Below are 21,862 nucleotides of genomic sequence, written 5' to 3'. Positions count from 1 at the left end.
TTTCCTCTTCCTGGGCTATATATTGCGTATTTTTTCGATCTGATTCCCGGTCAACCCAAAACGTCGTTGACGGCTACTGAACAATTCAATCGCCTGACAAAATGTCTGTTCGTCAAAATCGGGCCAAAGTGTATCCATAAACACCAGTTCGGCATAAGCAGCCTGCCATAAAATAAAATTACTGATGCGGTAGTCACCACCAGTGCGGATCATTAAATCAACTTCACCCTGGTTTTGCATGCATAAATGCTCTGCTAGCGCTGATTCGGTCAACTGACTGCTGGTCATTTCACCAGTTGCCACTTTTTCCGCCAGGGTTCTGGCAGCCTGAACAATATCCCAACGTCCACCATAATTAGCCGCCACATTCAGGATCAGCCCTTGGTTGTCGGCAGTATAGGCTTCAGCCGCACGGATCTGTTTCTGTAAACGTTCGGAGAAACGGCTGGTATCGCCAATGATGTTGAGCCGCACACCGTTGGAGTGCAACACCTTGATTTCACGCCGGAGGACTGTAAAAAACAGCTCCATCAACAGGCTGACTTCCTGATCGGGCCGCCGCCAGTTTTCGCTAGAAAAGGCAAACAGGGTTAATGATTTGACCCCGAGTTTTCTGGCGGTACTGACCGCTCGCCGCACAGCTTTGACCCCCGCACGATGTCCAACCACCCGCGGTTTGCCCTTGGCCTGCGCCCAACGCCCATTACCATCCATGATGATAGCGACATGATTAGGAATCGTCTGCTTCACCAAGTCGGACAACTGCTCTGGTAAATGCTCCGATGTCTGACACTCCGTTGTTAAGTCATTAGACGATGAAGCGGCGTCCATGTTGGATGACATCTAGTTTACAACCCTTATAAATAGACAAACGCCGTGTAGTATAACGCTACACGGCGTTTCAACTCTAGTTTAACAAGCCAATATCAGACTTCCATCAATTCGGCTTCTTTTGCAGTCAACAGCTCATCAATCTTCTTGATATGCTGGTCAGTCATCTTCTGGATTTCATCTTCGCTACGGCGCACATCATCTTCAGTGCAAACTTTGTCTTTTTCTAGCTTTTTCACTTCAGAGTTGGCATCACGGCGAACATTACGTACCGCCACACGACCATTTTCCGCTTCGGCGCGTACCACTTTTACCAGATCACGACGACGCTCTTCCGTCAGCGCTGGTAACGGAATACGGATAACAGTGCCAGCAGACATCGGATTCAACCCGAGGTCGGAAGACATGATGGCCTTTTCTACCGCTTGGATCATGCTACGGTCAAATACACTCACTGCTAACGTACGGCTGTCTTCAATGGAAATATTCCCCACCTGCTTCAGCGGTGTCAGCGTGCCATAGTAAGAGACCTGAATTGAATCCAGCAAGGCTGGATGTGCACGTCCAGTACGTACCTTGGTCATCTGTGCTTTGGTCGCTTCCACACATTTTTCCATGCGGGACAGTGCATCTTTTTGAATGGTATCAATCACGTTAGAGTTCCTTTTAATGCAAATTCAGATCAAGCTTTTACCAGCGTGCCTTCTGACTGATCGCCCATCACCACCCGTCGTAAAGCACCGGGCTTATTCATGTTAAACACCATGATAGGCATATTGTAATCACGCGCCATAGTAAATGCCGCTAAGTCCATAACTTTCAGTTCTTTATCAAGTACTTCATTATAGCTGAGCGTTTCGTACTTAGTGGCATCGGGGTTTTTCATCGGGTCATCCGAAAACACCCCATCAACCTTAGTGCCTTTTAGCACGACTTCTGCTTCGATTTCAATCCCGCGCAAACAGGCCGCCGTGTCGGTAGTAAAGAAGGGATTGCCCGTTCCGGCAGATAAGATAACGACCCGACCAGACTTCAACAAGCTGATTGCTTCAGCCCAGTTGTAAGCATCACAGACACCATTTAGCGGAATTGCCGACATCAGACGAGCATTAACATAGGCACGGTGCAGCGCATCTCGCATTGCCAGACCGTTCATTACGGTGGCCAGCATACCCATGTGATCACCCACCACCCGGTTCATACCGGCTTTAGCAAGACCCTCGCCACGGAACAGGTTACCGCCGCCAATAACCACCCCGACCTGGATACCGAGTTCCACCAGTTCTTTGATCTCCTGGGCCATACGATCCAGTACTTTAGGGTCGATACCGAAACCTTCATCGCCCATCAGGGCTTCACCACTGAGTTTCAGCAAAATACGTCGAAATGCAGGTTTGGGATTGGTGCTCATGTTATTTATATCCTGGTCATAACAAGACCGCAGCGGTTGCTGCGGTCTTCAAGGTCACGGTAACAGTCGATTAAGCCTTTTTAGAAGCTGCAATCTGGGCAGCGACTTCTGCAGCAAAATCTTCTTCTTTCTTCTCGATACCTTCACCCACTTCAATACGGGTAAAGTTGATCACATCGGCACCTTTCTGCTTCAGCAGGTCGGCAACAATGATCGAAGGATCTTTCACAAATGGCTGACCAGTCAAGCTGACTTCACCGGTGAATTTGGCCATACGACCAGCAACCATTTTCTCAGCGATCTCTTTTGGTTTACCGCTCTGCATCGCGATTTCGATCTGGATTTCTTTTTCCTTCTCGACCACTTCAGCAGGAACGTCAGAAGGCTTCACAAACTGTGGGTTAGACGCCGCAACGTGCATTGCCAGATCTTTGGCCAGCTCAGCATCGCCGCCCTTCAGTTCAGTGACCACGCCGATACGGCTGCTGTGGATATATACGCCGAGGTTTTCACCTTCAAAACGGAATACACGACGTACATTGATGTTTTCACCAATCTTGGCTACCAGTGCTGCACGGGTGTTTTCTACAGTGTCACCATCCAGATCAGCGGCCAGCAGCTCGTTGATATCAGTGATATTGTTAGCCAGCGCCAACTCCACGACTTTGTTACCAAATGCCAGGAAGCTAACATCACGGGCAACGAAATCGGTTTCACAGTTCACTTCCAACAACACGGCAACGTTGCCTTCGCTCTTGGTCAGGATCACGCCTTCTGCTGCAATACGACCGGCTTTCTTAGCCGCTTTTACAGCGCCGCTCTTACGCATATTTTCGATAGCCAGTTCGATATCACCATTGGCTTCGGTCAGGGCGTTTTTGCAGTCCATCATGCCTGCACCAGTACGTTCGCGCAGTTCTTTAACTTGGGCAGCAGTAATTGCCATTGTTAAATCCTCAATTGATAATTCGACAAAAGTTACCGGGTTATCTTATAAAACAGGGGCCATATGACCCCTGTTAACCATCAGATACCGCGGTTAATAAGGGGATGTTGCCATCACGCCTTACTAATTACTCAGCTTCGATAAAACCTGCTTCTTCAGCCTGCACAGCCAGATCTTGGCCGCGACCGCTGTTTACCGCTGCGGCAACTGAATCAGCATACAGACGGATAGCGCGCATAGCATCATCGTTACCAGGGATAACATAGTTAACGCCATCAGGAGTAGAGTTGGTATCTACCACTGCAACGACAGGGATCCCTAGGTTGTTGGCTTCTTTGATAGCGATGTGTTCATGGTCTGCGCCGATAACGAAGATGGCGTCAGGCAGGCCACCCATGTTTTTGATACCGCCCAGAGATTTTTCCAGCTTGTCCAGCTCACGGCTGCGCATCAACGCTTCTTTCTTGGTCAGCTTGTCAAAAGTACCGTCTACAGACTGAGTTTCCAGATCTTTCAGACGTTTGATTGACTGACGAACAGTTTTCCAGTTAGTCAGCATGCCGCCTAACCAGCGTTTGTCGACATAGAACTGATCACAGGAAATAGCAGCTTCTTTGATAGATTCACTGGCAGCACGCTTAGTGCCTACAAACAGGATCTTACCTTTTTTGGAAGCTACATTGCTCACGAAAGCCAGCGCTTCGTTGAACATTGGCACGGTGTGCTCGAGGTTGATGATGTGTACACCGTTACGAGCACCAAAGATGAATGGCTTCATCTTAGGGTTCCAGTAACGGGTCTGGTGACCGAAATGTACACCGGCTTGGAGCATATCGCGCATAGAAACTGTAGTCATTTTCTTTACCTTAGATTAAAGGGGTTATACCTCCACGAATCCCATATTCCCGACCTTTAAGGCACCCCGGGAAATGTGTCGACTCGTGTGTGATTTAGTATTTAACACAATTGCCATGTATAATGGCCGCCAGCTTTCATCTAGACTCGAACGCTTTCTGGCTTACGCCGCTGAAATCCGCCGTTTCCTAGAGTCAAACATAACGGCGCGCTTTATACCATAAAAGCCCGGAAAACACAAACGCGAAAGGCCCCACAAACGCGGTCTTTTTTGATGGGTCAAACGAGCGTATTATCGTTCAACTCCCACTGTTTTAACCTGATTTAACCGGCCACATTGTGATGGGTTCCGGTGCTGAGAAATCGCTATGAGTATTACTATCAAAACTGCTGAAGAAATTGAAAAAATGCGCGCAGCTGGCAAACTGGCAGCAGACGTCTTAGAAATGATTGAGCCCCATGTCAAACCTGGGGTCACCACCAATGAACTGGATCGCCTTTGTGCCAAATTTACTGAGGACAATGGCGCAATTTCAGCGCCACTGAACTATCACGGCTTTCCAAAATCTATTTGTACCTCCATCAACGAAGTGATCTGTCATGGCATTCCCAATGATGAACCGTTACAAGACGGCGATATCATCAATCTGGATATTACGGTCATCAAAGATGGCTATCATGGCGATACCTCGCAGATGTTTATGGTCGGCGAAGTGAGCCCAAAGGATCGCCGCCTCTGCCGCATTGCTCAGGAATGCCTGTACGCTGCTATCCGCAAAGTGCGGCCAGGCATGCAGTTAGGAGAAATAGGTACCATCATCGAAAAGCTGGTGAAGTCCAGTAAGAGTGGCGCAGACAAATTTTCCATCGTGCGTGACTATTGTGGCCACGGCATTGGCAAAGGCTTCCACGAAGAACCACAGGTAGTCCATTACCGTAACAATGATCGCACCATCCTCAAACCTGGCATGTGCTTTACCATTGAGCCAATGATTAATGCTGGCCGTTACCAAACCGTGCTTAATGAACAAGATGGCTGGACTGTCACTACGGTGGATGGTAAAAAATCTGCTCAGTGGGAACACACCTTACTGATCACCAATACTGGCGTGGAAGTACTGACATTGCGTAGTAACGAAGATTTCCCTCGGATCATCAATCATGTGTGATGTAAGCAACTAAGGACAATAATGGTCACTGCGCAAGCCGCCAAAGCCGCTCTTAGCGAAAACCTGCAGCACCTACAACTCAGGTTTGCCAATCGCGACAAAATCACCGAGTTGGTTGCCGAACGCAGCCGCTTTGTTGACCAACTGCTGATACAGCATTGGCAACAACTGGGACTAAGCCATGCCGGTATTGCACTGATCGCTGTTGGCGGATATGGCCGAGCCGAGTTGCTGCCACACTCCGATATTGATTTGTTGTTTCTGATGCCAAACCATGCGGGCGCAGAAGCAGAAGCCCGGCTCAGCGAATTTATCGCATTTTTATGGGATACCGGGTTAGAGATAGGCCATAGTGTCCGCACTTTGGAGCAAACGCTAGAACAGGGACGCGCCGACATCACCATCGCCACCAATTTGTTGGAAGCACGACTGTTGGTCGGCCCCGAAGCCGCTTTTGACCTGCTATACGATAAGATCCGTGAACAGCAATTTTGGCCGTCCAGCGAATTTTTCCGTGCCAAACGCGATGAACAGCGACTGCGCCACGCCAAAGCCAACGCCTTTGATCTAGAGCCCAACATCAAAACTTGTCCAGGCGGGCTACGCGATATTCAGACCATTGCCTGGGTTGCCATTCGGCATTTCAACGCCGCCAATCTGCGGGAATTGGTCGATCACGAATTTCTAGAACCTGCGGAGCTTGACGAACTACTAGAATCGCAGAATTTCTTGTGGGAACTCCGCTTTGCCTTGCATATCGCCACTGGCCGTGATGAAAACCGCCTGCTATTTGATGTGCAGCGACAGGTGGCGGAACTGATGGGTTATGAAGATGCGACCCAACTAGCCGTTGAACAGATGATGAAGCGCTATTACCGCACGGTACGCCGGGTAATGGAACTGAACGAAATGTTACTACAGCTGTTTAAACGTGCCACATTGGGCGATGGCAGCGCCTTGGAAATTCAACCGATTGATCAGCATTACCAGCGCCGAGGCCCCTTTATTGAAGCGTTGCAGGCGTCACCGTTCCAGCATCCTGAAGAGTTACTAAGACTGTTTCTGTACGTGGCGCGTAACTCCAACATTCTTGGCATTTATGCTCCGACACTGAGAGCGCTACGCAATGCTCGGCGCGATCTGGTGCAACCACTGCTGGAACATGAACAGTGTCGCGAAGCCTTTATGGAAATTCTGCGGCATCCCCGCGGCATAAAAGCGCTATCGCTGATGCACAAACATGGTATTTTGTCCGCGTATCTCCCTGCTTGGCGTAACATTGAAGGTCAAATGCAGTTTGACCTATTTCATGCCTATACCGTTGATGAGCATACCCATCGCCTGCTGCTTAATATTGAGCACTTCTCACAGCAGGAACAGCGTGATGAATTTCCGTTGGGATCAATTTTAATCAACCAGTTGCCCAAAAAAGGCCTTCTGGTATTGGCGGCGATTTTCCACGATATCGCCAAAGGCCGGGGCGGCGACCACAGCAAACTCGGTGCGGCCGATGCGCTGGAATTTTGCAAACTGCACGGGCTTAATAGCCACGATGGTCGGTTAGTCAGTTGGCTGGTAGAAAACCATCTGGTGATGTCGATTACGGCGCAACGCCGGGATATTTCAGATCCAGAGGTCGTGGCCCAGTTTGCGGATAAAGTCCGCGATGCCTCACATCTCAGTTATCTTTACTGCCTGACAGTGGCCGACATCTGTGCCACAAACGAGCACACCTGGAACAGTTGGAAAGGCTCACTGCTCAGAGATCTGTATTTCTCAGCACAGCGAGTGTTAGCGCGGGGCAAAGAAAAACCGGTTGATATCAGGGCCCGAGTGCGTGAACACCAAGCTAAGGCCAAGAAAGAACTGTTACGTCGGGGGCTGAAAGAAAAGGCCATCGACAGCCTGTGGCAGCGCTTTAAAGCTGACTATTTTCTACGCTATCAACCCAACCAGATAGCCTGGCATGCGGAAGCCATTCTCAAACATCGACAAGATGAACCACTGGTGCTGGTCTCCAAACATATGACCCGCGGTGGCACAGAACTGTTTATCTATTGTAAAGACCGGCCGCGACTGTTTGCGACGGTTATGGCGGTACTCGATAACAAAAATATCAACGTGCATGATGCGGGCATTATGACGACCAGAGACAATTTTGCCCTCGACAGCTTTGTGATCCTGGAACAGGATGGCACCGCAGTACAGGCACTATCGCGGATCCAGAGCATTCGCAAAGCGTTGGAAAAAGCCTTATCCGGCGATACCACCAAAATGCCCAAGTTCCGCAAGATGGCGCGCATTATGAGACCGTTTAGTGTGCCGACTCAGGTGACCTTCCTGCCCAGTCAGAAACACAGCACCAGCATGATGGAACTGATTGCCCTTGATGCCCCGGGGTTGCTCGCCAAAATAGGTGACATCCTGTACCGTTGCGGCATCACCCTGCAATCCGCCAAAATTACCACCATTGGTGAGCGTGCAGAAGATTTCTTTATTCTACAGACAACAGAAGGTCAGGCGCTGGATGAAGTGCGCCAACAACAGCTCAGGGAAGCGCTGATAAGTACCCTTTCCAATCAACAGACACAGTAAGACGGGAGTAAGTTATGGAGGCGTTACGCCAACGTATTGAAGCGGCATTTGAAACCCGCGCACAGATAAGTCCGGCAACGGTAGATGCTGCCCTGCGTGCTGATGTGGCGCATGTCATCGATATGCTGGATCGCGGTGAAGTACGTGTTGCCGAAAAAATCGATGGTGCCTGGCAGGTACATCAATGGCTGAAAAAAGCCGTATTGCTGTCATTCCGCATTTTTGATAACGGTGTCATTGACGGTACCGAAACCCAATATTTTGACAAGGTACCGATGAAGTTCGCCAGTTACGACGATGCGCGCTTTCGTGCCGAAGGCATTCGCGTAGTGCCGCCAGCCGCGGCCCGCAAAGGTTCATTTATTGCCAAAAATACGGTATTGATGCCGTCCTACGTTAATCTCGGCGCCTATATAGACGAAGGCACCATGGTCGATACCTGGGCTACTGTGGGTTCATGTGCCCAAATTGGTAAAAATGTGCATCTTTCCGGTGGCGTTGGTATTGGTGGCGTGCTGGAACCCTTGCAGGCAGGCCCCACGATTATCGAAGACAACTGCTTCATCGGTGCCCGTTCTGAAATTGTAGAGGGGGTTGTCGTTGAGGAAGGGTCGGTCATTTCGATGGGAGTCTTCATTGGACAAAGCACTAAAATCTACGACCGTGAAACCGGAGAAATCCATTATGGCCGAGTACCTGCAGGCTCGGTAGTTGTCGCTGGTAGCTTGCCATCCAAATGTGGTAATTACAGTTTGTATGCCGCTATCATAGTGAAAAAAGTCGATGCCAAGACTCGTGGCAAAGTCGGCATCAACGAATTGTTGCGTATTGTTGACTAAGCAATGACCACACCATCAACAAACCCGCCTGATGGCGGGTTTGTTTTGGCAAAATCACTACTTAATCTACTTAAATACTAGCGTCTTGTTACCGTTTATCACCACCTGGTTATTCAGTACCAACGCCAACGCTCGGCTGAGGACACTTTTTTCCACATCACGTCCCGCCTGAGCCATATCCTCAGCACTGTAACTGTGATCCACCGGGATCACGTCTTGCTTAATAATCGGCCCCTCATCGAGACTGTCATTTACAAAGTGTGCAGTCGCTCCGATAATTTTCACGCCGCGCTCCCACGCCTGGCGGTATGGATTAGCACCAATAAATGCCGGTAAAAAGGAGTGATGAATATTGATGATCCGGCCTGGGTAGTGACTCACAAATACTGGAGTCAAAACCCGCATAAACTTCGCGAGCACTAGGTAATCGGGCTGATACGGTGTGATCAGCTGCAACAACGCTTGCTCGTGTTCTTCCCGGCTCAGGCCTTCATGGGTCACGTAATGAAAAGGCACATTGAACTTGTCCGCTAACGGCGCCAACGTTTGGTAATTACCAACAACCGCAGCAATATCCACATCTAAAGCACCGTAGTAGGCTTTCATCAACAGATCACCTAAACAGTGGGCTTCTTTAGTTACTAACACTACTATCCGCTTACGACCGGCATCGATCAGGCGCATCTGATTTTTTGGCGGTAACACTTGTTCAAGATCAGCGAGTAACTGAGACTCGTGAAACTCGCCTTCCAGTTCGGTCCGCATAAAGAAACGCTGTTGCCGATTATCAACGAACTCACTGTTTTTGATGATATTAAGCTGGTGCTTGAAACAGACACCAGTGATTTTGGCAATGAGGCCACGCTCGTCGGCACAGTCCGTCATCAGAATTTTACGCTGCATTTCCTTCCCCGAAGTATATCTCGACTGAGGAATATGCCATAGCAAACCGAAAAATGCCGCACAAATCCCAATAAAAGTTGATTATTACTATAAAAAATTTAACCGACATGCTGATCTAGATGACGCTGCATTATCTGACGCATCGCTTCAGCCTTAGTGCCAAACACAACCTGAACGCCTAAGCCCATGACAATGACCCCTTTGGCACCCAACGCCAACAAGCGCGATTTGTCCACCAGCAAAGGGTCAATAACGTTGAGTCGTAAGCGCGTCATACACGCCCCGAGATAGTGGATATTAGCGGCACCGCCCAAGGCGCTGATAAGTCGCAGCGGAGTATCGCTATCGTCAGTTGCTAACGGTTGCCGCGGAGCTGAGCCAGCGTCTTTTAACGGTTCCAGTCGTCCAGGGGTCTTCAGGTTAAAAACCATGATTGCAGTACTGAATATGCCGTAATAAAGCACCGCCGTTAATGGCCCCAGAATCAACAACCAACCGGCATTAGCAGAATTGTGCCACATCAACACCAGATCCAATGCGCCCTGAGAAAAGCTAATACCATAATGGATCCCCAGCATCACACAGATAAGATAGGCAAAACCACACAGCAACGCGTGTAATAGATAGAGCACAGGGGCAACAAACAAAAAAGCAAATTCGATCGGTTCGGTAACACCGGTAAGCCAGCTAGTTGCAGCGGCAGACAACATAATACCGGCCACCCGATTGCGTTCACTTTTGTCCGCACAACGCCACATTGCCAAAGCCGCAGCAGGTAAGCCCCACATTTTAATCAGATAGCCGCCAGCAAGATTGCCCGCCTGAGGGTCGCCAGCGAGGTAACGGGCAATTTCGCCTCTGATAACTTCACCATTGGCGGAATATTGTCCAAACTCTAAAAAAAACGGCGCATTCCAGATATGATGTAAACCAAGCGGCAACAATAAACGTTCAACCGTGCCGTAAAGCGCAAATGCCCACTGTGGTTTTTGATAAACGGCCCAATCAGAAAACTGTTGAATATAATGTGCCAATGGCGGCCAGACATAAGAAAATAGCCATGCCAGCAGTAATGCCAGCGGCAGCATCAACAGTGGCGCACTGCGTCGGCCTTCAAAAAATGACAATACCACGGGCAATTTCACATATTGACTGAGATATAGCGCCAGACAAGTTGCCGCTCCAAGCACCATTCCCCCGGCAATTCCGGTATCAAGCGTATTGCTCCCAAGGAGCATCATCTCCGGCAATTGCTTGTCTGCAACCAATACGCCCAAGCCAGCCGTAAACACCCCATAACCAAATACCGCGCTGATTGCTGCAGCACCTTGATCGCGGCAAAACCCCACCGCAATAGCCACAGCAAACAGCAACGGCATAATAGCAAATACAAACTGACCGACATTGGATAACAACGATGACAATAATGGTGGCATCGCCGAGGAGAGCGAGCCCGCCAGGCCGATCATCAAACCTGCCGCTGGCAAGATAGCAATTGGGGCTAACAACGCCTGACTAAGATGCTGGGCGAACTTGAACCAATGGGTATTGAGCCAGTTTAATGACTGACGGAGGTGGCCAGTGGCAGCCAAGTTTCGAGCCATTTTAGCGCCTCAGTTTCGGGTTCCATGGTTTCACAGGCATCGATCTCCAAGCGTGCACCAACACGCTTTGCACCCAGTTCACTCAGCAGCGCATCCATCTGTTTACCACCACCACAAAACGTATCATAACTGGAATCACCTAGTGCAATGACCGCATAATGCAGTTGCGATAAGTAAGGAGCGCTGTCTTTCATCATCGCAAACCACGGCATGATATTTTCAGGCAAATCGCCATCACCAGTCGTTGAGGTGATCACCAGCAACAGTTCATCTTCAGGTGGTACAAATCCAGTCAACTGCTCAGGTTGCCACAACTGCACTTGCCACCCTGCGTCAGCCAATGCGTTATCGAGCGTTTCCGCAACATATTGTGCACTGCCATAAACTGATCCGAACACTATGTTGATTTTTTTCATGCTATACTTCGCGACCGGGAAATTACCTTCCCAAAATACTTTATCGACTGCCCCGCCTGCAACTAGACCAAAGCAGCCGAACACATTTATTCAGTCCATAAAGGAACGCAGTAATGCGCCAGAGTAGCCGCCAGAAATTGCTGAAACAACACCAACGTATCACCCATACTCGCAAAATCTGTTACTTCCAAGCCGTTCGCCAGCAGGACGAACACCACCATCACTTTACCCTTGATGCCTACATGCCACTATTGGACATGATGCAGCAACGCAATAAGTAACCTGTGATGAACTATGTTCCAGCAACCATTAATGAGCGGCTGGAACATAGTTCATCATCCTCCCAGCCCAAAGCAGTAAAAATTTGCTGCCATTCTGGCTCTGGTTCTGTAACCACCGACAGCTCTGTACCAGTCACTGGATGTATCAGCGACAACTTTTGTGCCAGTAACCACATCCGATTAATCCCGAAATATTCACGAAAAAAACGGTTCTGCTTACCGTCACCATGTGCAGTGTCGCCAATAATGGGGTGGCGCAGATGATCCATATGACGTCGCAGTTGGTGTTTGCGACCAGTGAGCGGCTGTAACCGCAGTAGTGCAAAACGAGAAGTCTGATAGCGACCTGATGGAACGGGAATTTCAGCGTTGAGCAGAGGCTCATAGCGGGTAACCGCAGCTTGCATTTGTGGGGGGTGAGAGGCCATTTTATCTGCCACCTCATCCAATTCCTCTTTTAACGGATAATCCAGCACACCGCCTTGCAACATATTGCCGCGTACCAGCGCCAAATAGTATTTGCTGACCAACCGCGATTCAAACTGGACACACAATTGATGCGCAACTGTGCTGCTTTTGGCAAACAACAATACGCCGGAAGTGGGCCTATCTAACCGATGAACCGGATACACATGGCATCCCACCAGATCGCGGGTCATCTGCATGGCAAAAAATTTTTCATGGCGGGCAAGGTAGGTTTTGTGCACCAATAGTCCGGCAGGTTTATGAATAGCCACCAGATACTCATCTTCGTACAACACCCGGATAAGTGGCGCGGTTTCTTCCGCAGGCAGTACATCACTTTCCACTGAGCAGTTCATCCAGCATCTCCAACACTAAAATTAAATCGTGCGTTGCCGGCTGTTGCGCCCACACATAATGAGCCATAGGTGCCACTGCCATTTTCGATGGTAACGGGAGTTGTTGCTCAACCAAATGCTGCATCTTTGGTAGAAAAATAAACTGTAACCAATGCTCAAATGGTAAGGCATCACAGGCAAAAGGCGCTGTACTGGCAAGGGCCATATCTGATGGGCGATTTTCGCTCCACATTTGCAAGCGCTTCAGCTCATGTTCAATGGTCTGCAGATGTTTTGCTGTTTGCTGATAAGACATCTGTCCCACACTATCCCCTGCAATTAATTAGGGGCTTATCATACCATCCACAACAGCTTATCCCTATAATGCCCGGCAATCTTAGCTGGCATCCCGGATCTCTTATGCACACAATTTCTACGTTTGGCGAGCTGTTAAGCGCGGCGAAGAGTCAATATCTGATCTACGATATGGGCCGTAGGGTTCAACCGATTGATGTTATGGCATTTCGGCAGATTGAAGCACTGACATCACCTTACCCGTTCCCGATACAAGGGCACGCGTGTTTCGCATTGGTGTTCTGGGAGCATGCTGCCACACCTTTTATCTGGTTCTTGAAACTGCCGCTAGATGAACAAGGCTTATTGAATCCGGCAGGACGTAGCCAATTCATTGAGATGTTACTCGACGCCATGGGAACGGATCTCAAGCAAGAGCTGACAGAAGCGCAGCAACAACGGCTGGCCAGCCACCCATTCAGCTATCGACCAGCACCGGAAAAACTAGCGTTATTTAACGCCTTGGTGCGTCGCCAACTTGGGCAAGCCGCATCCTCTCAATATGAATATGCATGCCAGTATCTATCAGGAAAGGTCAGCCGCGATCAATGGCAAGCCGTAGGTCTTCAGGGATTGGCCGATATTTGCGCCCGAGCCGAGCTGCTAGATCATCCGGAGATGTTATTAAGTGCCATTGATTCAGCGGCGATGGAAGTTCAAATCGCTTTATGCCAATTACTGGAGCACATGACGATTTCGCCACAGCTGGCACAGCACATTACACAATCACTATCGTTGCGCGACAGTGCTATTCAGCCTTTTTTTATAAGGGCGTTAGCGTCACAGCCGCAACACTGCGCCAGCGCCATAATGACGATTGCTGCGCAGCAAAACCTAAGTCAAGAATGTTTGCTGGCTGTTGCCGCACGTTGCTGGTTAGTGCTGAAACAAGCGCCATGCCGCAAAATTTTTCTAGAATCCCTAGCGTTACAAACTCAGGACTTCTTTAACAGGATCTTTGCTGATATTGTGGCGATTCCGGCAATTCGGCCGTTGCTGTTAGGCGAATTACGCAACCCGGATCGGAGTGTGCAACTCAGTGCCGCTATCGGTGGACTCTTCAGGAACACGCAACAATGATGACTGATTTTATTTTAATGGCTGGCGTTGTGGTAATTACAGCATTTTTCTGGCAGTTACGCCAGATGGCTGAGATTTGTCGCCAATTTGCCGAACGTGAAGTTCAGCGCCAACGAGTGCAACTTTTATCTGTGGCCATGAATGCCGCGCGCCCGAGTCTTAGTGCTGGCTTAGGTTGGAAAGCAAGTTTTCAATTTGAATTCAGCACTGATGGTATTAATCAGTTTAAAGGGCATATCCACATGCTCGGGAAACGCATTCAAAAAATTGAGTGGCCGATATTTCCCGAACCTGACTGGGAACAGGCTCCGACCAGTCGAGGTAAGGTCGGCGGAGGTTGTGGTAGTAGCTGCAGTTCAGGTGGATGTCACTAACTATCAATGGCGATCTGTGACATAAAAAAGAATGGGCGCGACTCACTGAGCCGCGCCCTTCTATCACTTTGCTAAGCCTTCCTGCTATGCAATTGCGTCCCTGCTCCATCCTTGCGAATGAGATGCGTCCATTGCTCCCTTACCTTCCTGGTGAGTCCCTGTACCCAAGTACCAGTCCCTTCCAGCCGATAGTTCCTTTTACCGGTCATTGCTTAATCCGTAAGCGTGTCCCGTTTCATCCCTGAGCATCCTGCGGTAACGTCCTGTACTTCGTCCTGATGAGAGTTTCATCATGAAACTCCGCTTTCACTTCCATGTTTACCCGACTTCATGTCAGCATACATTCCCTGTATCATCCCTGAACCCTGCATCCCTTCAGTTGACTGTCTTCCTGACAATCTCCTTTAAGTACCGTTCCGTGGACGCTTCAAATATTACCCTAAAGGGGTACCGAAATAGCATCCACACGAATAGACAACATTTGCCACACAACTGCAACACTGATTATTTTAATCGTAATAATATGATTTATATTGGTTTATGTATAAATAGACCGATATGTCAGCCGCAATATTTCTGAAAAGTCTCACACACTTGTAAGATATATCTCACAAACGGCCGGGCTATTCTGGAATAGCCATATAGAGTAGACACTATATCGCATCAACTTTTCACTACCACAATCTGTGCGAGTCCGTACTTTATACTTACCTGTTTAAGGCGGATGGATGGTTCGGTAGTTGATATACTTAAATTATCGGTAATGAAAAGGAGCCGCGATATGGACACCAGTCAAAATAATATGGTGACGCTTTTCCAACAATTGGGACTTGAAAGCAGTGAATCCGCAATAAAGGATTTCTGCAAACGCCATTATCTGCCTAAGGAGGTTCTGCTGGAGGATGCTCCGTTTTGGACACCGGCACAACGAGCCTTTTTAAAAGAGTCGTTAAATGCCGATGCCCAATGGGCAGAAGTCATTGATCACTTAGATATATCTTTGCGACGCTAAGCCTTAAAGCTGTTCATAAGCTTTGTCACCCCAACCGAGTAACAGATGTTGCTTGAAGATTACGGGGGTGCATTCATCCTTGGTCGTCTTACCATCGCTGTGTACATGTTGAGTACGATAGTACAGCACTTGAACCGCTTCGCCATGTGCCATAAAAGCCTCACTAAAATCTGCAGGTCCCATTATCTCTTGGACTTTCTGCTGCGACATGCCTAACTCCAATTGGGAAATCAACTGCTGATTCTTATGTTGCAATGCCTGCCATGAGTTATTGTCATGCCAATCCTCATCACCCCCAACATTGACCACACATGCAGTTAGGCCTAAGCTGGCGAGCCCTAATAGGGGGAATAATGCTTTATTCATTTGGTATCCTTGGTATTTGTTAGACTTAATTCACACATCAACAGCTTAAGCAAATCACAGACCAATATTTTTATTATTATTTTTCATAATGTTATGATAATTCACTAAAACTAAAGTCACCTGTTAGACCAATGAATGAGGTTTTCAACCACTATGTCGCATGAACTAGTTCCGGTAATCGCTGCTGCAATTGCCGTCAGTCAAAATGGCCAGACGCCAACGTTAGCCTTGGTAAAAGCAAAGGTGGGCGGCAAAATACCAATGCCAATGCTGGTTGCCGGCTTACAACGATTTAAAATGATGTCAGAGAGTGAAATCGCCAGTTTTTCTACTTTACCAGAGGTGACGTCTAACCATACTTCATCGTCACCATCGACAGTGACGCTGCAACTTGAAGATCTACAAAAGCAGATCAATGCATTACGGGAACACTGCCAACAATTGGAAAACCGACTGCTGCAATTAGAACAACCTGTGCGGGAGCAGGACTGATGTTTGTTAGTGAATTGCGCTTTGATTGCTTCGCAGACACAACCATCTCACTCGCAGAACAAGCCATTAATAATCTGCTTGAGGCTTGGCGAGCTAATGGGCAAGTGTTAGGCCGCGAGTTTGCAATAGCCTTGCATGAAGGTTCGTTCCGGGTACGCGTATTATTACCGGAAGATCATAGTTTAGCTAATCGCCACAACAGCCCTTGGGCCAAACAAGCAATTTCTCAGTTATCACAGGCGAAACTACTGGCTCCCCGAGAAAAACTCCTCGGACAAGATATTAATTCAGAAATCAGTTGTAGCGAGCCACCATCTTGGCAACTACTGTATACCAGCTACGTGCATATGTGCTCACCATTACGGAGTGGTGACTCCTTATTACCAATCCCCTTATATCAGCTACCCGCCACCTTCAATGGCGATCATAAACAACTCATTCGCTGGCAAACGGAATGGCAGGCTTGTGATGAACTGCAAATGGCGTCAGCCACCGCCGCGGAGTTTGCCGCCTTACATGAGCTAAGTGATATCGACAGTGACCTGTTCCGCAGGGGCTGGGATCTGCGTGGTCGCATTGAATATCTGACAAAAACACCAACCTATTACTATTTGTACCGGGTCGGAGGCAAAAGTCGCGAACAAGAGTTACAGCGTCCCTGTCCTCGTTGCGGCAACCATCACTGGTACCAGCCTGAGCCACTGCTCGAATTATTTCATTTTCGCTGTGACAACTGCCGAATCGTCTCTAATCTTTCCTGGGACTTTCAGTAAGCACTAACGCTTACTCAGCAAATTATGCCACATACGCTTAAGACTATTAAAAATCCCTGGGTGTGAGGCGGTGGACGGAGTGCCGCTATGTTCCTGATATCTTTCTGCCGGTGCCACTCGCGGACTAAGCAAAGGTAAGAAGGTTGCCAAGCTATCCGCCAGTCGCTCACTGCCATTTTCTCCTGGCCGTTCCCGCCACACAGAGCCATCAAGGTTATCGACCGTCAACATGTCATCTTGCTGATGCAATATCCCCACAAACCAAGTCGGTGCTTGCTTGAGTTTTTGTTTCATCATCAGATGACCAATAATGTTTTCCTGCAGGTATTCGAAATCTTTGTCATTCCATACCTGCAGCAGTTCTCCACTGCCAAATGGCGAATCAAATTGAATGGGACCTGCAAAAAAATGTCCGTAAAAATGCTCAATATCCGGATGTAAGGGTAAAGATAACGCTTCACTGATATTCGCAAATGATGCTGGCATTTCACGACTGACGGCTTGCCACTGCACGGGATCTTCTTTCTCCCCATCTAAAATGCAGCGTGATACCTCACCTTCTGCATAGTAACGCGGAAATTCCCCCAGCACCGATTGATAACATTGTTGGTACCTGGCAAATAATTGTTCAAGAGCCTCTGTACAAGACACTTAAGACCTCGTGTAATTAGGGTATAATGTTTTAATATTTTGGCACGAAACCACCATTGATGACACAGAATCAACCCCCTTATGACAACGCTGAGGCGCTGGCCAATCTGACACTGGGCAAAGTCACCCAATACCAAGCACATTATTCGCCAACGCTGCTTCAGCCAGTGCCTCGGAAATTAAACCGTGACGCACTGTCGCTAACTGAACCAATGCCCTTTAAGGGCGTAGATATCTGGACTGCATATGAGCTGTCTTGGTTGAATAGTAAAGGCAAACCTATGGTGGCGATAGCTGAAGTGCAATTGGATGCCAACAGCCGCAATCTGGTGGAATCAAAATCGTTCAAACTATATCTCAACAGCTTCAACCAGACCAAAATTGAATCTATTGAAAAACTTCAACAGCTGTTAGAAGCCGATCTGTCACGCTGTGCAGAGGGAAATGTAGAAGTGCACATCATAGAACCCAAACAATTTGCATCACTGCGGATTAAAGAACTGCCAGGGACTTGTATTGATGAGCAAGATATTGAAGTAGTTGAGTATTCGTTTAACTCTGACTGGCTGCGAAACAGCACCGACAGCAAACAGATGGTGGCGGAAACACTTACTTCCAATCTGTTGAAATCCAATTGTCTGATTACCTCACAGCCCGATTGGGGAAGTGTGATGATCCGTTATCAAGGGCCCAAAATAGATCGGGAAAAACTGCTGCGCTACCTAATCTCCTTCCGACAGCACAATGAGTTTCATGAACAGTGTGTGGAACGAATATTTAACGACCTTAAACGCTACTGTAAGTGCAGTAAACTCACCGTATATGCACGCTATACACGCAGGGGGGGCTTAGATATCAACCCATTTCGCAGTGATTTTGAGCATGCGCCGGAGAATCAGCGTTTAGCGAGACAATAACGTCAAGCGTAAAGGAAGCAAACCGCCACTGTTCTGTGTCTAGGGTATCAACCATAAAATGTGCAATTCTGGCATGTTTTCAACATCAACGGGCTGACGTTCTCCAAGCGTAAGCCCCAAATGCCCGTCAGCGAATAGGGTATAAAAATGGGACCATTGGTAGTCATCTGCTAAGTCATAGCCCCCCGAGAACGTTCCTTCGCTGCCCCGTCGGCCCGTTGCTTTCACATAAGACTCTTTCAACCCCCATAACCGATAAAATGCAGAGTCCAATATATCACCCGATAATTCTTGAAGTTACATCCACTCTATCTGTGCGAAATAGAGTTGAACAATTCCCAGTACACTGCGTTTGTTCCTCGGCACCTCCACGTCAACACCAACTCGGTTCGATTGGAGTGTAACACACAGCCCACGCTCAATAGGCCAGAGCCCCACCATTGCCACAGCGGCAATTTACTATACTGAAAACGCATCCGCTAATGATTGTAAAACAGCCGAAATCGCTTATCTGCATCTAGTGTTCAGTGGTGGTTAAGCATGTTCGACTTACGGTGTAAACCGTTTTAAATGTTTGTAAATGCCTTTTTACAACGCAGATGGTTTAAATGGAGAAACTCGATGACACACAGCAAACTTACAGTTCTAACGCCAGTCATTACCTCATTGATGCTGGCCGCTTGTGGTGGCAGTGATAGTCCCGCGTCCGTCAACACCGCAAAGGTGTCTTTTGCCGTATCCGATGCCCCAGTAGACAATGCCCAACAGGTAGTCATTGCCTTTGATAAAATTGAGCTGGTCAAAAATGGTCAGGATAATATCGTCCTTGATGTCACGGGCCCAAATGGCGCCAACTATCGGCAGTTGGACCTGATGCAATATCAGGGGACTGACAGCAGTATGATCATCACAGATCAGAGCATTCCCACCGGTACTTATGACAACCTCATCTTACATATTCTTGATGAATCCACGGGCTCAGATCTGAGCTATGTCGTCGGTGAAAATGGTCAAATTCCGCTCAAGCAACCCAGTCAAAAACTACAGCTAGGCAGCTTTACCGTCAGTCAAGATAGCGTGCAAAGCTTCACTATCGAGTTTGACCTCCGCCAATCCTTGGTTGAAAACCGTAATGGCGGACGTTACAACCTAAAACCCCACGGGGTGAAAATTCTCAATAATGCCGCCGTTGCAGCATTATCGGGCAATGTTGACGTGAACTTGTTCAATGCTGGCAGTTGCAACAACGACACGGGGAATTTTGTCTACCTCTACCCGGGGCACAATCTGGATCTGACCAAACTAGCAGACAACTATGATCCCGCAACCAATACCACCGCATTACCTGAGGGAGTCATTGCCCCCTATGCCTCCACCGACGTCATGTGGGTATCGGGAAACTACGGTAGTTATAGCTTCGGTTATGTACCTACCGGAGATTATACGGTGGCATTTACGTGCAGCAGCGAGAATGATGATCCGGATCAGTTTGACAGCATCACCATCCCAGATCCCGCAACACAATTTCATGAAATTTCAATCACCGCAGGTCAAAACCTGCAGCAAGACTTCAATGAAGTAGCCGCGCCAACAGCATCTCGGTGATGTAAACCGGCAGCAGAGGTAGAGTAATCGCCTCTGCTGCCGATGACGACAAAATACCATCTGCAACATTCACAAGCTTAAGGCGCTACAGCATTATTCCGCTAAACTTATGGCAGATTTCTCTAAAAACAATTTAAATTGTTCACAATATAGTTGTCAGCAATATTGATGACCGACTATACTCGCAAAAGGCCAACAACAACTGGGCGATGCCAATGTATAACAGCGTTTATGACTTTGAAGTAACAGACATTACAGGCAAAACAGTTAACCTCTCACGCTATAAAGGCAACGTATTACTCATCGTCAATACTGCCAGCAAATGTGGATTTACACCTCAATATGAAGGGTTGGAACAGCTGTATCAAAAATACGCTGCACAGGGGCTGGTCATCCTAGGCTTTCCCTGTAACCAATTTGGTTCGCAGGAACCTGGTGACAACGAACAGATAAATCAGTTTTGTCAGTTGAACTACGGTGTCAGCTTTCCTATGTTTGCCAAAATTGCTGTCAATGGTACCGATACCCATCCGCTATATCAGTGGCTAAAGCAGCAAGCTCCCGGCTTGCTAGGCTCACAAGCCATCAAATGGAACTTCACCAAGTTTTTAATAGGACGTGATGGCAACGTTGTCGCTCGATATGCTCCTGCCACTAAGCCTACGGCATTAGAGAAGCAACTAACTGAATTATTAGCTGTAAAATAAAAATGATCGACTTTTAAATAATTTCCGGAACCTTTTTAGATTAACTGGCTCCAACAATATGAGCAGAGATTATTTGTTCATCATTCTCCCTAGCGGGGCTTCTAGCGCGGTCCCAATTGATCCAGATGGATCAGAAGGCAATCCAATACGATTGCCTTTTTTTATATTTTTTCGTCACTGGTGGAACTGACGGCCCCCGCGGATGTCTCAATAACAGAACCGATAATTCTGGTGTTCCCTTTTAACCGGATGTCCCACTATCGGATTCTACTCCTTGTAAATTCCTTCTTTTTCGGCAACCGGATGGTTGCCGTTTTTTATCATAGATAAATAACAAGAAATTTTTAACTCTGCAGGAACTTTTTCTAAAACAATCTATCTGACTAGATAAGACGTAGTCTTGTGTTTCATCATCTCCCTTTGGCAAGCATTGTTCTAGCGCGCGATGATTGTCTATTCCAATGTGATTGAAGTTGCGGCAACCTAATGGTTGCCGTTTTTTTAATATCTAATTTTGATATTAAAATTATTTTTAATATATAAAACAATGAGTTATAAAATTATTCAGTAAAATTTTGCTTTTTTTAACTAAAAATCATGCACTGAAATGAACTATTTTAGCTAGCACCAGTCTGATTTTATGAAACGGATTTTCGTGTTCATCATTAATCTCCCTTGTAAGATGCAAGGTTCTAGCGCACGTTGCATCTTTAGTTAAATCCCTCTGGCAACCTTTGGTTGCCATTTTTTTGTTCCAAGTGGTAACTAAAGGACGATGGTTTACATTCAATAAAATTTCACAGTATTAAGAAATATTCACAGTATTAAGAAATATTAGGGAACTAATTTGGCAAACAGCACTCATAAAGGACGATAGGTTT

Annotated in this window: 25 protein-coding genes; 12 read left to right on the top strand and 13 right to left on the bottom strand. The window is 47.7% G+C overall.

Annotation, left to right across the window (positions count from 1 at the left end):
• Positions 1–15: 15 nt before the first annotated feature.
• The 5 genes from uppS to rpsB form a co-directional block, all read right to left on the bottom strand.
• On the bottom strand, positions 16–831 hold the full coding sequence (gene uppS / locus IE064_RS09585; RefSeq protein WP_229799944.1) for an undecaprenyl pyrophosphate synthase: 816 nt from the start codon (positions 829–831) through the stop codon (positions 16–18).
• A 95-nt stretch (positions 832–926) separates the two neighbouring features.
• Complete coding sequence (gene frr, locus IE064_RS09580) at positions 927–1,448, bottom strand: ribosome recycling factor (protein WP_242695048.1); 522 nt, start codon at positions 1,446–1,448, stop codon at positions 927–929.
• A 65-nt stretch (positions 1,449–1,513) separates the two neighbouring features.
• Positions 1,514–2,242, bottom strand: coding sequence for a UMP kinase (gene pyrH, locus IE064_RS09575; protein ID WP_189617615.1), 729 nt, complete (start codon positions 2,240–2,242; stop codon positions 1,514–1,516).
• A gap of 70 nt (positions 2,243–2,312) precedes the next feature.
• Complete coding sequence (tsf, locus tag IE064_RS09570; protein ID WP_189617614.1) at positions 2,313–3,188, bottom strand: translation elongation factor Ts; 876 nt, start codon at positions 3,186–3,188, stop codon at positions 2,313–2,315.
• A gap of 127 nt (positions 3,189–3,315) precedes the next feature.
• Positions 3,316–4,044, bottom strand: coding sequence for a 30S ribosomal protein S2 (gene rpsB, locus IE064_RS09565; RefSeq protein ID WP_133038103.1), 729 nt, complete (start codon positions 4,042–4,044; stop codon positions 3,316–3,318).
• A 367-nt stretch (positions 4,045–4,411) separates the two neighbouring features.
• Between rpsB and map the strand changes: the two genes are divergently transcribed.
• Genes map through dapD form a run of 3 tightly spaced genes read left to right on the top strand, consistent with a single transcriptional unit; the run spans position 4,412 to position 8,646 of the window.
• Positions 4,412–5,212, top strand: a complete 801-nt coding sequence (map, locus tag IE064_RS09560; RefSeq protein WP_133038102.1) for a type I methionyl aminopeptidase — start codon at positions 4,412–4,414, stop codon at positions 5,210–5,212.
• A gap of 21 nt (positions 5,213–5,233) precedes the next feature.
• Complete coding sequence (gene glnD / locus IE064_RS09555) at positions 5,234–7,807, top strand: bifunctional uridylyltransferase/uridylyl-removing protein GlnD (protein ID WP_189617613.1); 2,574 nt, start codon at positions 5,234–5,236, stop codon at positions 7,805–7,807.
• A gap of 14 nt (positions 7,808–7,821) precedes the next feature.
• Positions 7,822–8,646: a 2,3,4,5-tetrahydropyridine-2,6-dicarboxylate N-succinyltransferase gene (dapD, locus tag IE064_RS09550; protein WP_133038100.1), complete on the top strand. Its 825-nt coding sequence runs from the start codon at positions 7,822–7,824 to the stop codon at positions 8,644–8,646.
• A gap of 66 nt (positions 8,647–8,712) precedes the next feature.
• Here the strand turns inward: dapD and purU are convergent, their stop codons facing one another.
• The 3 genes from purU to IE064_RS09535 form a co-directional block, all read right to left on the bottom strand.
• Positions 8,713–9,549, bottom strand: coding sequence for a formyltetrahydrofolate deformylase (gene purU / locus IE064_RS09545; RefSeq protein ID WP_189617612.1), 837 nt, complete (start codon positions 9,547–9,549; stop codon positions 8,713–8,715).
• Positions 9,550–9,647: 98 nt separating this feature from the next.
• Positions 9,648–11,153 carry a PTS transporter subunit EIIC gene (locus IE064_RS09540; protein WP_189617611.1) on the bottom strand — a complete coding sequence of 502 codons (1,506 nt, stop codon included), beginning with the start codon at positions 11,151–11,153 and terminating at the stop codon, positions 9,648–9,650.
• Positions 11,108–11,569, bottom strand: coding sequence for a flavodoxin (locus IE064_RS09535; RefSeq protein WP_189617610.1), 462 nt, complete (start codon positions 11,567–11,569; stop codon positions 11,108–11,110). The genes IE064_RS09540 and IE064_RS09535 overlap by 46 nt, the downstream gene beginning before the upstream one ends.
• Before the next feature lie 113 nt (positions 11,570–11,682).
• On the opposite strand from IE064_RS09535, the gene IE064_RS09530 reads away from it, so the two are divergent.
• On the top strand, positions 11,683–11,850 hold the full coding sequence (locus IE064_RS09530) for a hypothetical protein (protein ID WP_165900082.1): 168 nt from the start codon (positions 11,683–11,685) through the stop codon (positions 11,848–11,850).
• Positions 11,851–11,861: 11 nt separating this feature from the next.
• Here IE064_RS09530 and truC read toward each other — a convergent pair whose 3' ends face one another.
• Both truC and IE064_RS09520 read right to left on the bottom strand, forming a co-directional pair.
• On the bottom strand, positions 11,862–12,671 hold the full coding sequence (gene truC, locus IE064_RS09525; protein WP_189617609.1) for a tRNA pseudouridine(65) synthase TruC: 810 nt from the start codon (positions 12,669–12,671) through the stop codon (positions 11,862–11,864).
• Entirely contained in the window at positions 12,649–12,966 is a 318-nt protein-coding gene (locus IE064_RS09520; protein WP_189617644.1) for a YqcC family protein, read from the bottom strand. Before IE064_RS09520 ends, truC begins: the two co-directional genes overlap by 23 nt.
• 104 nt (positions 12,967–13,070) lie before the next feature.
• On the opposite strand from IE064_RS09520, the gene IE064_RS09515 reads away from it, so the two are divergent.
• The 3 genes from IE064_RS09515 to IE064_RS09505 all read left to right on the top strand — a co-directional run bounded on the left by IE064_RS09515 (position 13,071) and on the right by IE064_RS09505 (position 15,470).
• Complete coding sequence (locus IE064_RS09515; RefSeq protein ID WP_189617608.1) at positions 13,071–14,084, top strand: DUF3549 family protein; 1,014 nt, start codon at positions 13,071–13,073, stop codon at positions 14,082–14,084.
• On the top strand, positions 14,081–14,458 hold the full coding sequence (locus IE064_RS09510) for a DUF3301 domain-containing protein (RefSeq protein ID WP_189617607.1): 378 nt from the start codon (positions 14,081–14,083) through the stop codon (positions 14,456–14,458). Before IE064_RS09515 ends, IE064_RS09510 begins: the two co-directional genes overlap by 4 nt.
• Before the next feature lie 781 nt (positions 14,459–15,239).
• Complete coding sequence (locus IE064_RS09505) at positions 15,240–15,470, top strand: DUF2789 domain-containing protein (protein WP_189617606.1); 231 nt, start codon at positions 15,240–15,242, stop codon at positions 15,468–15,470.
• Between the two features lie 3 nt (positions 15,471–15,473).
• Here IE064_RS09505 and IE064_RS09500 read toward each other — a convergent pair whose 3' ends face one another.
• Positions 15,474–15,836: a DUF3192 domain-containing protein gene (locus tag IE064_RS09500; protein ID WP_133038092.1), complete on the bottom strand. Its 363-nt coding sequence runs from the start codon at positions 15,834–15,836 to the stop codon at positions 15,474–15,476.
• Positions 15,837–15,989: 153 nt separating this feature from the next.
• Here IE064_RS09500 and IE064_RS09495 point away from each other — a divergent pair, with 153 nt between their 5' ends.
• Positions 15,990–16,328 carry a hypothetical protein gene (locus tag IE064_RS09495; RefSeq protein ID WP_189617605.1) on the top strand — a complete coding sequence of 113 codons (339 nt, stop codon included), beginning with the start codon at positions 15,990–15,992 and terminating at the stop codon, positions 16,326–16,328.
• Positions 16,328–17,101, top strand: coding sequence for a Zn-ribbon-containing protein (locus IE064_RS09490; RefSeq protein ID WP_133038090.1), 774 nt, complete (start codon positions 16,328–16,330; stop codon positions 17,099–17,101). Before IE064_RS09495 ends, IE064_RS09490 begins: the two co-directional genes overlap by 1 nt.
• 3 nt (positions 17,102–17,104) lie before the next feature.
• Here IE064_RS09490 and syd read toward each other — a convergent pair whose 3' ends face one another.
• On the bottom strand, positions 17,105–17,752 hold the full coding sequence (gene syd / locus IE064_RS09485; RefSeq protein WP_133038089.1) for a SecY-interacting protein: 648 nt from the start codon (positions 17,750–17,752) through the stop codon (positions 17,105–17,107).
• Between the two features lie 59 nt (positions 17,753–17,811).
• Here syd and queF point away from each other — a divergent pair, with 59 nt between their 5' ends.
• A complete protein-coding gene (queF, locus tag IE064_RS09480) occupies positions 17,812–18,669 on the top strand; it encodes an NADPH-dependent 7-cyano-7-deazaguanine reductase QueF (RefSeq protein WP_189617604.1) in 858 nt (285 codons plus the stop codon).
• A gap of 39 nt (positions 18,670–18,708) precedes the next feature.
• On the opposite strand, the gene IE064_RS09475 is transcribed toward queF, so the two are convergent.
• Positions 18,709–18,942, bottom strand: a complete 234-nt coding sequence (locus tag IE064_RS09475) for a hypothetical protein (RefSeq protein WP_189617603.1) — start codon at positions 18,940–18,942, stop codon at positions 18,709–18,711.
• Between the two features lie 348 nt (positions 18,943–19,290).
• Here IE064_RS09475 and IE064_RS09470 point away from each other — a divergent pair, with 348 nt between their 5' ends.
• On the top strand, positions 19,291–20,274 hold the full coding sequence (locus IE064_RS09470) for a DUF4382 domain-containing protein (RefSeq protein WP_189617602.1): 984 nt from the start codon (positions 19,291–19,293) through the stop codon (positions 20,272–20,274).
• Positions 20,275–20,489: 215 nt separating this feature from the next.
• Positions 20,490–20,981, top strand: coding sequence for a glutathione peroxidase (locus tag IE064_RS09465; RefSeq protein ID WP_189617601.1), 492 nt, complete (start codon positions 20,490–20,492; stop codon positions 20,979–20,981).
• Positions 20,982–21,862: the final 881 nt, after the last annotated feature.

Origin of the sequence: Shewanella fodinae (assembly GCF_014651955.1) — a bacterium.
GTDB classification, from domain to species: Bacteria; Pseudomonadota; Gammaproteobacteria; order Enterobacterales; family Shewanellaceae; genus Shewanella; species Shewanella fodinae.
This window is presented reverse-complemented; position numbering and strand designations above follow the sequence as displayed.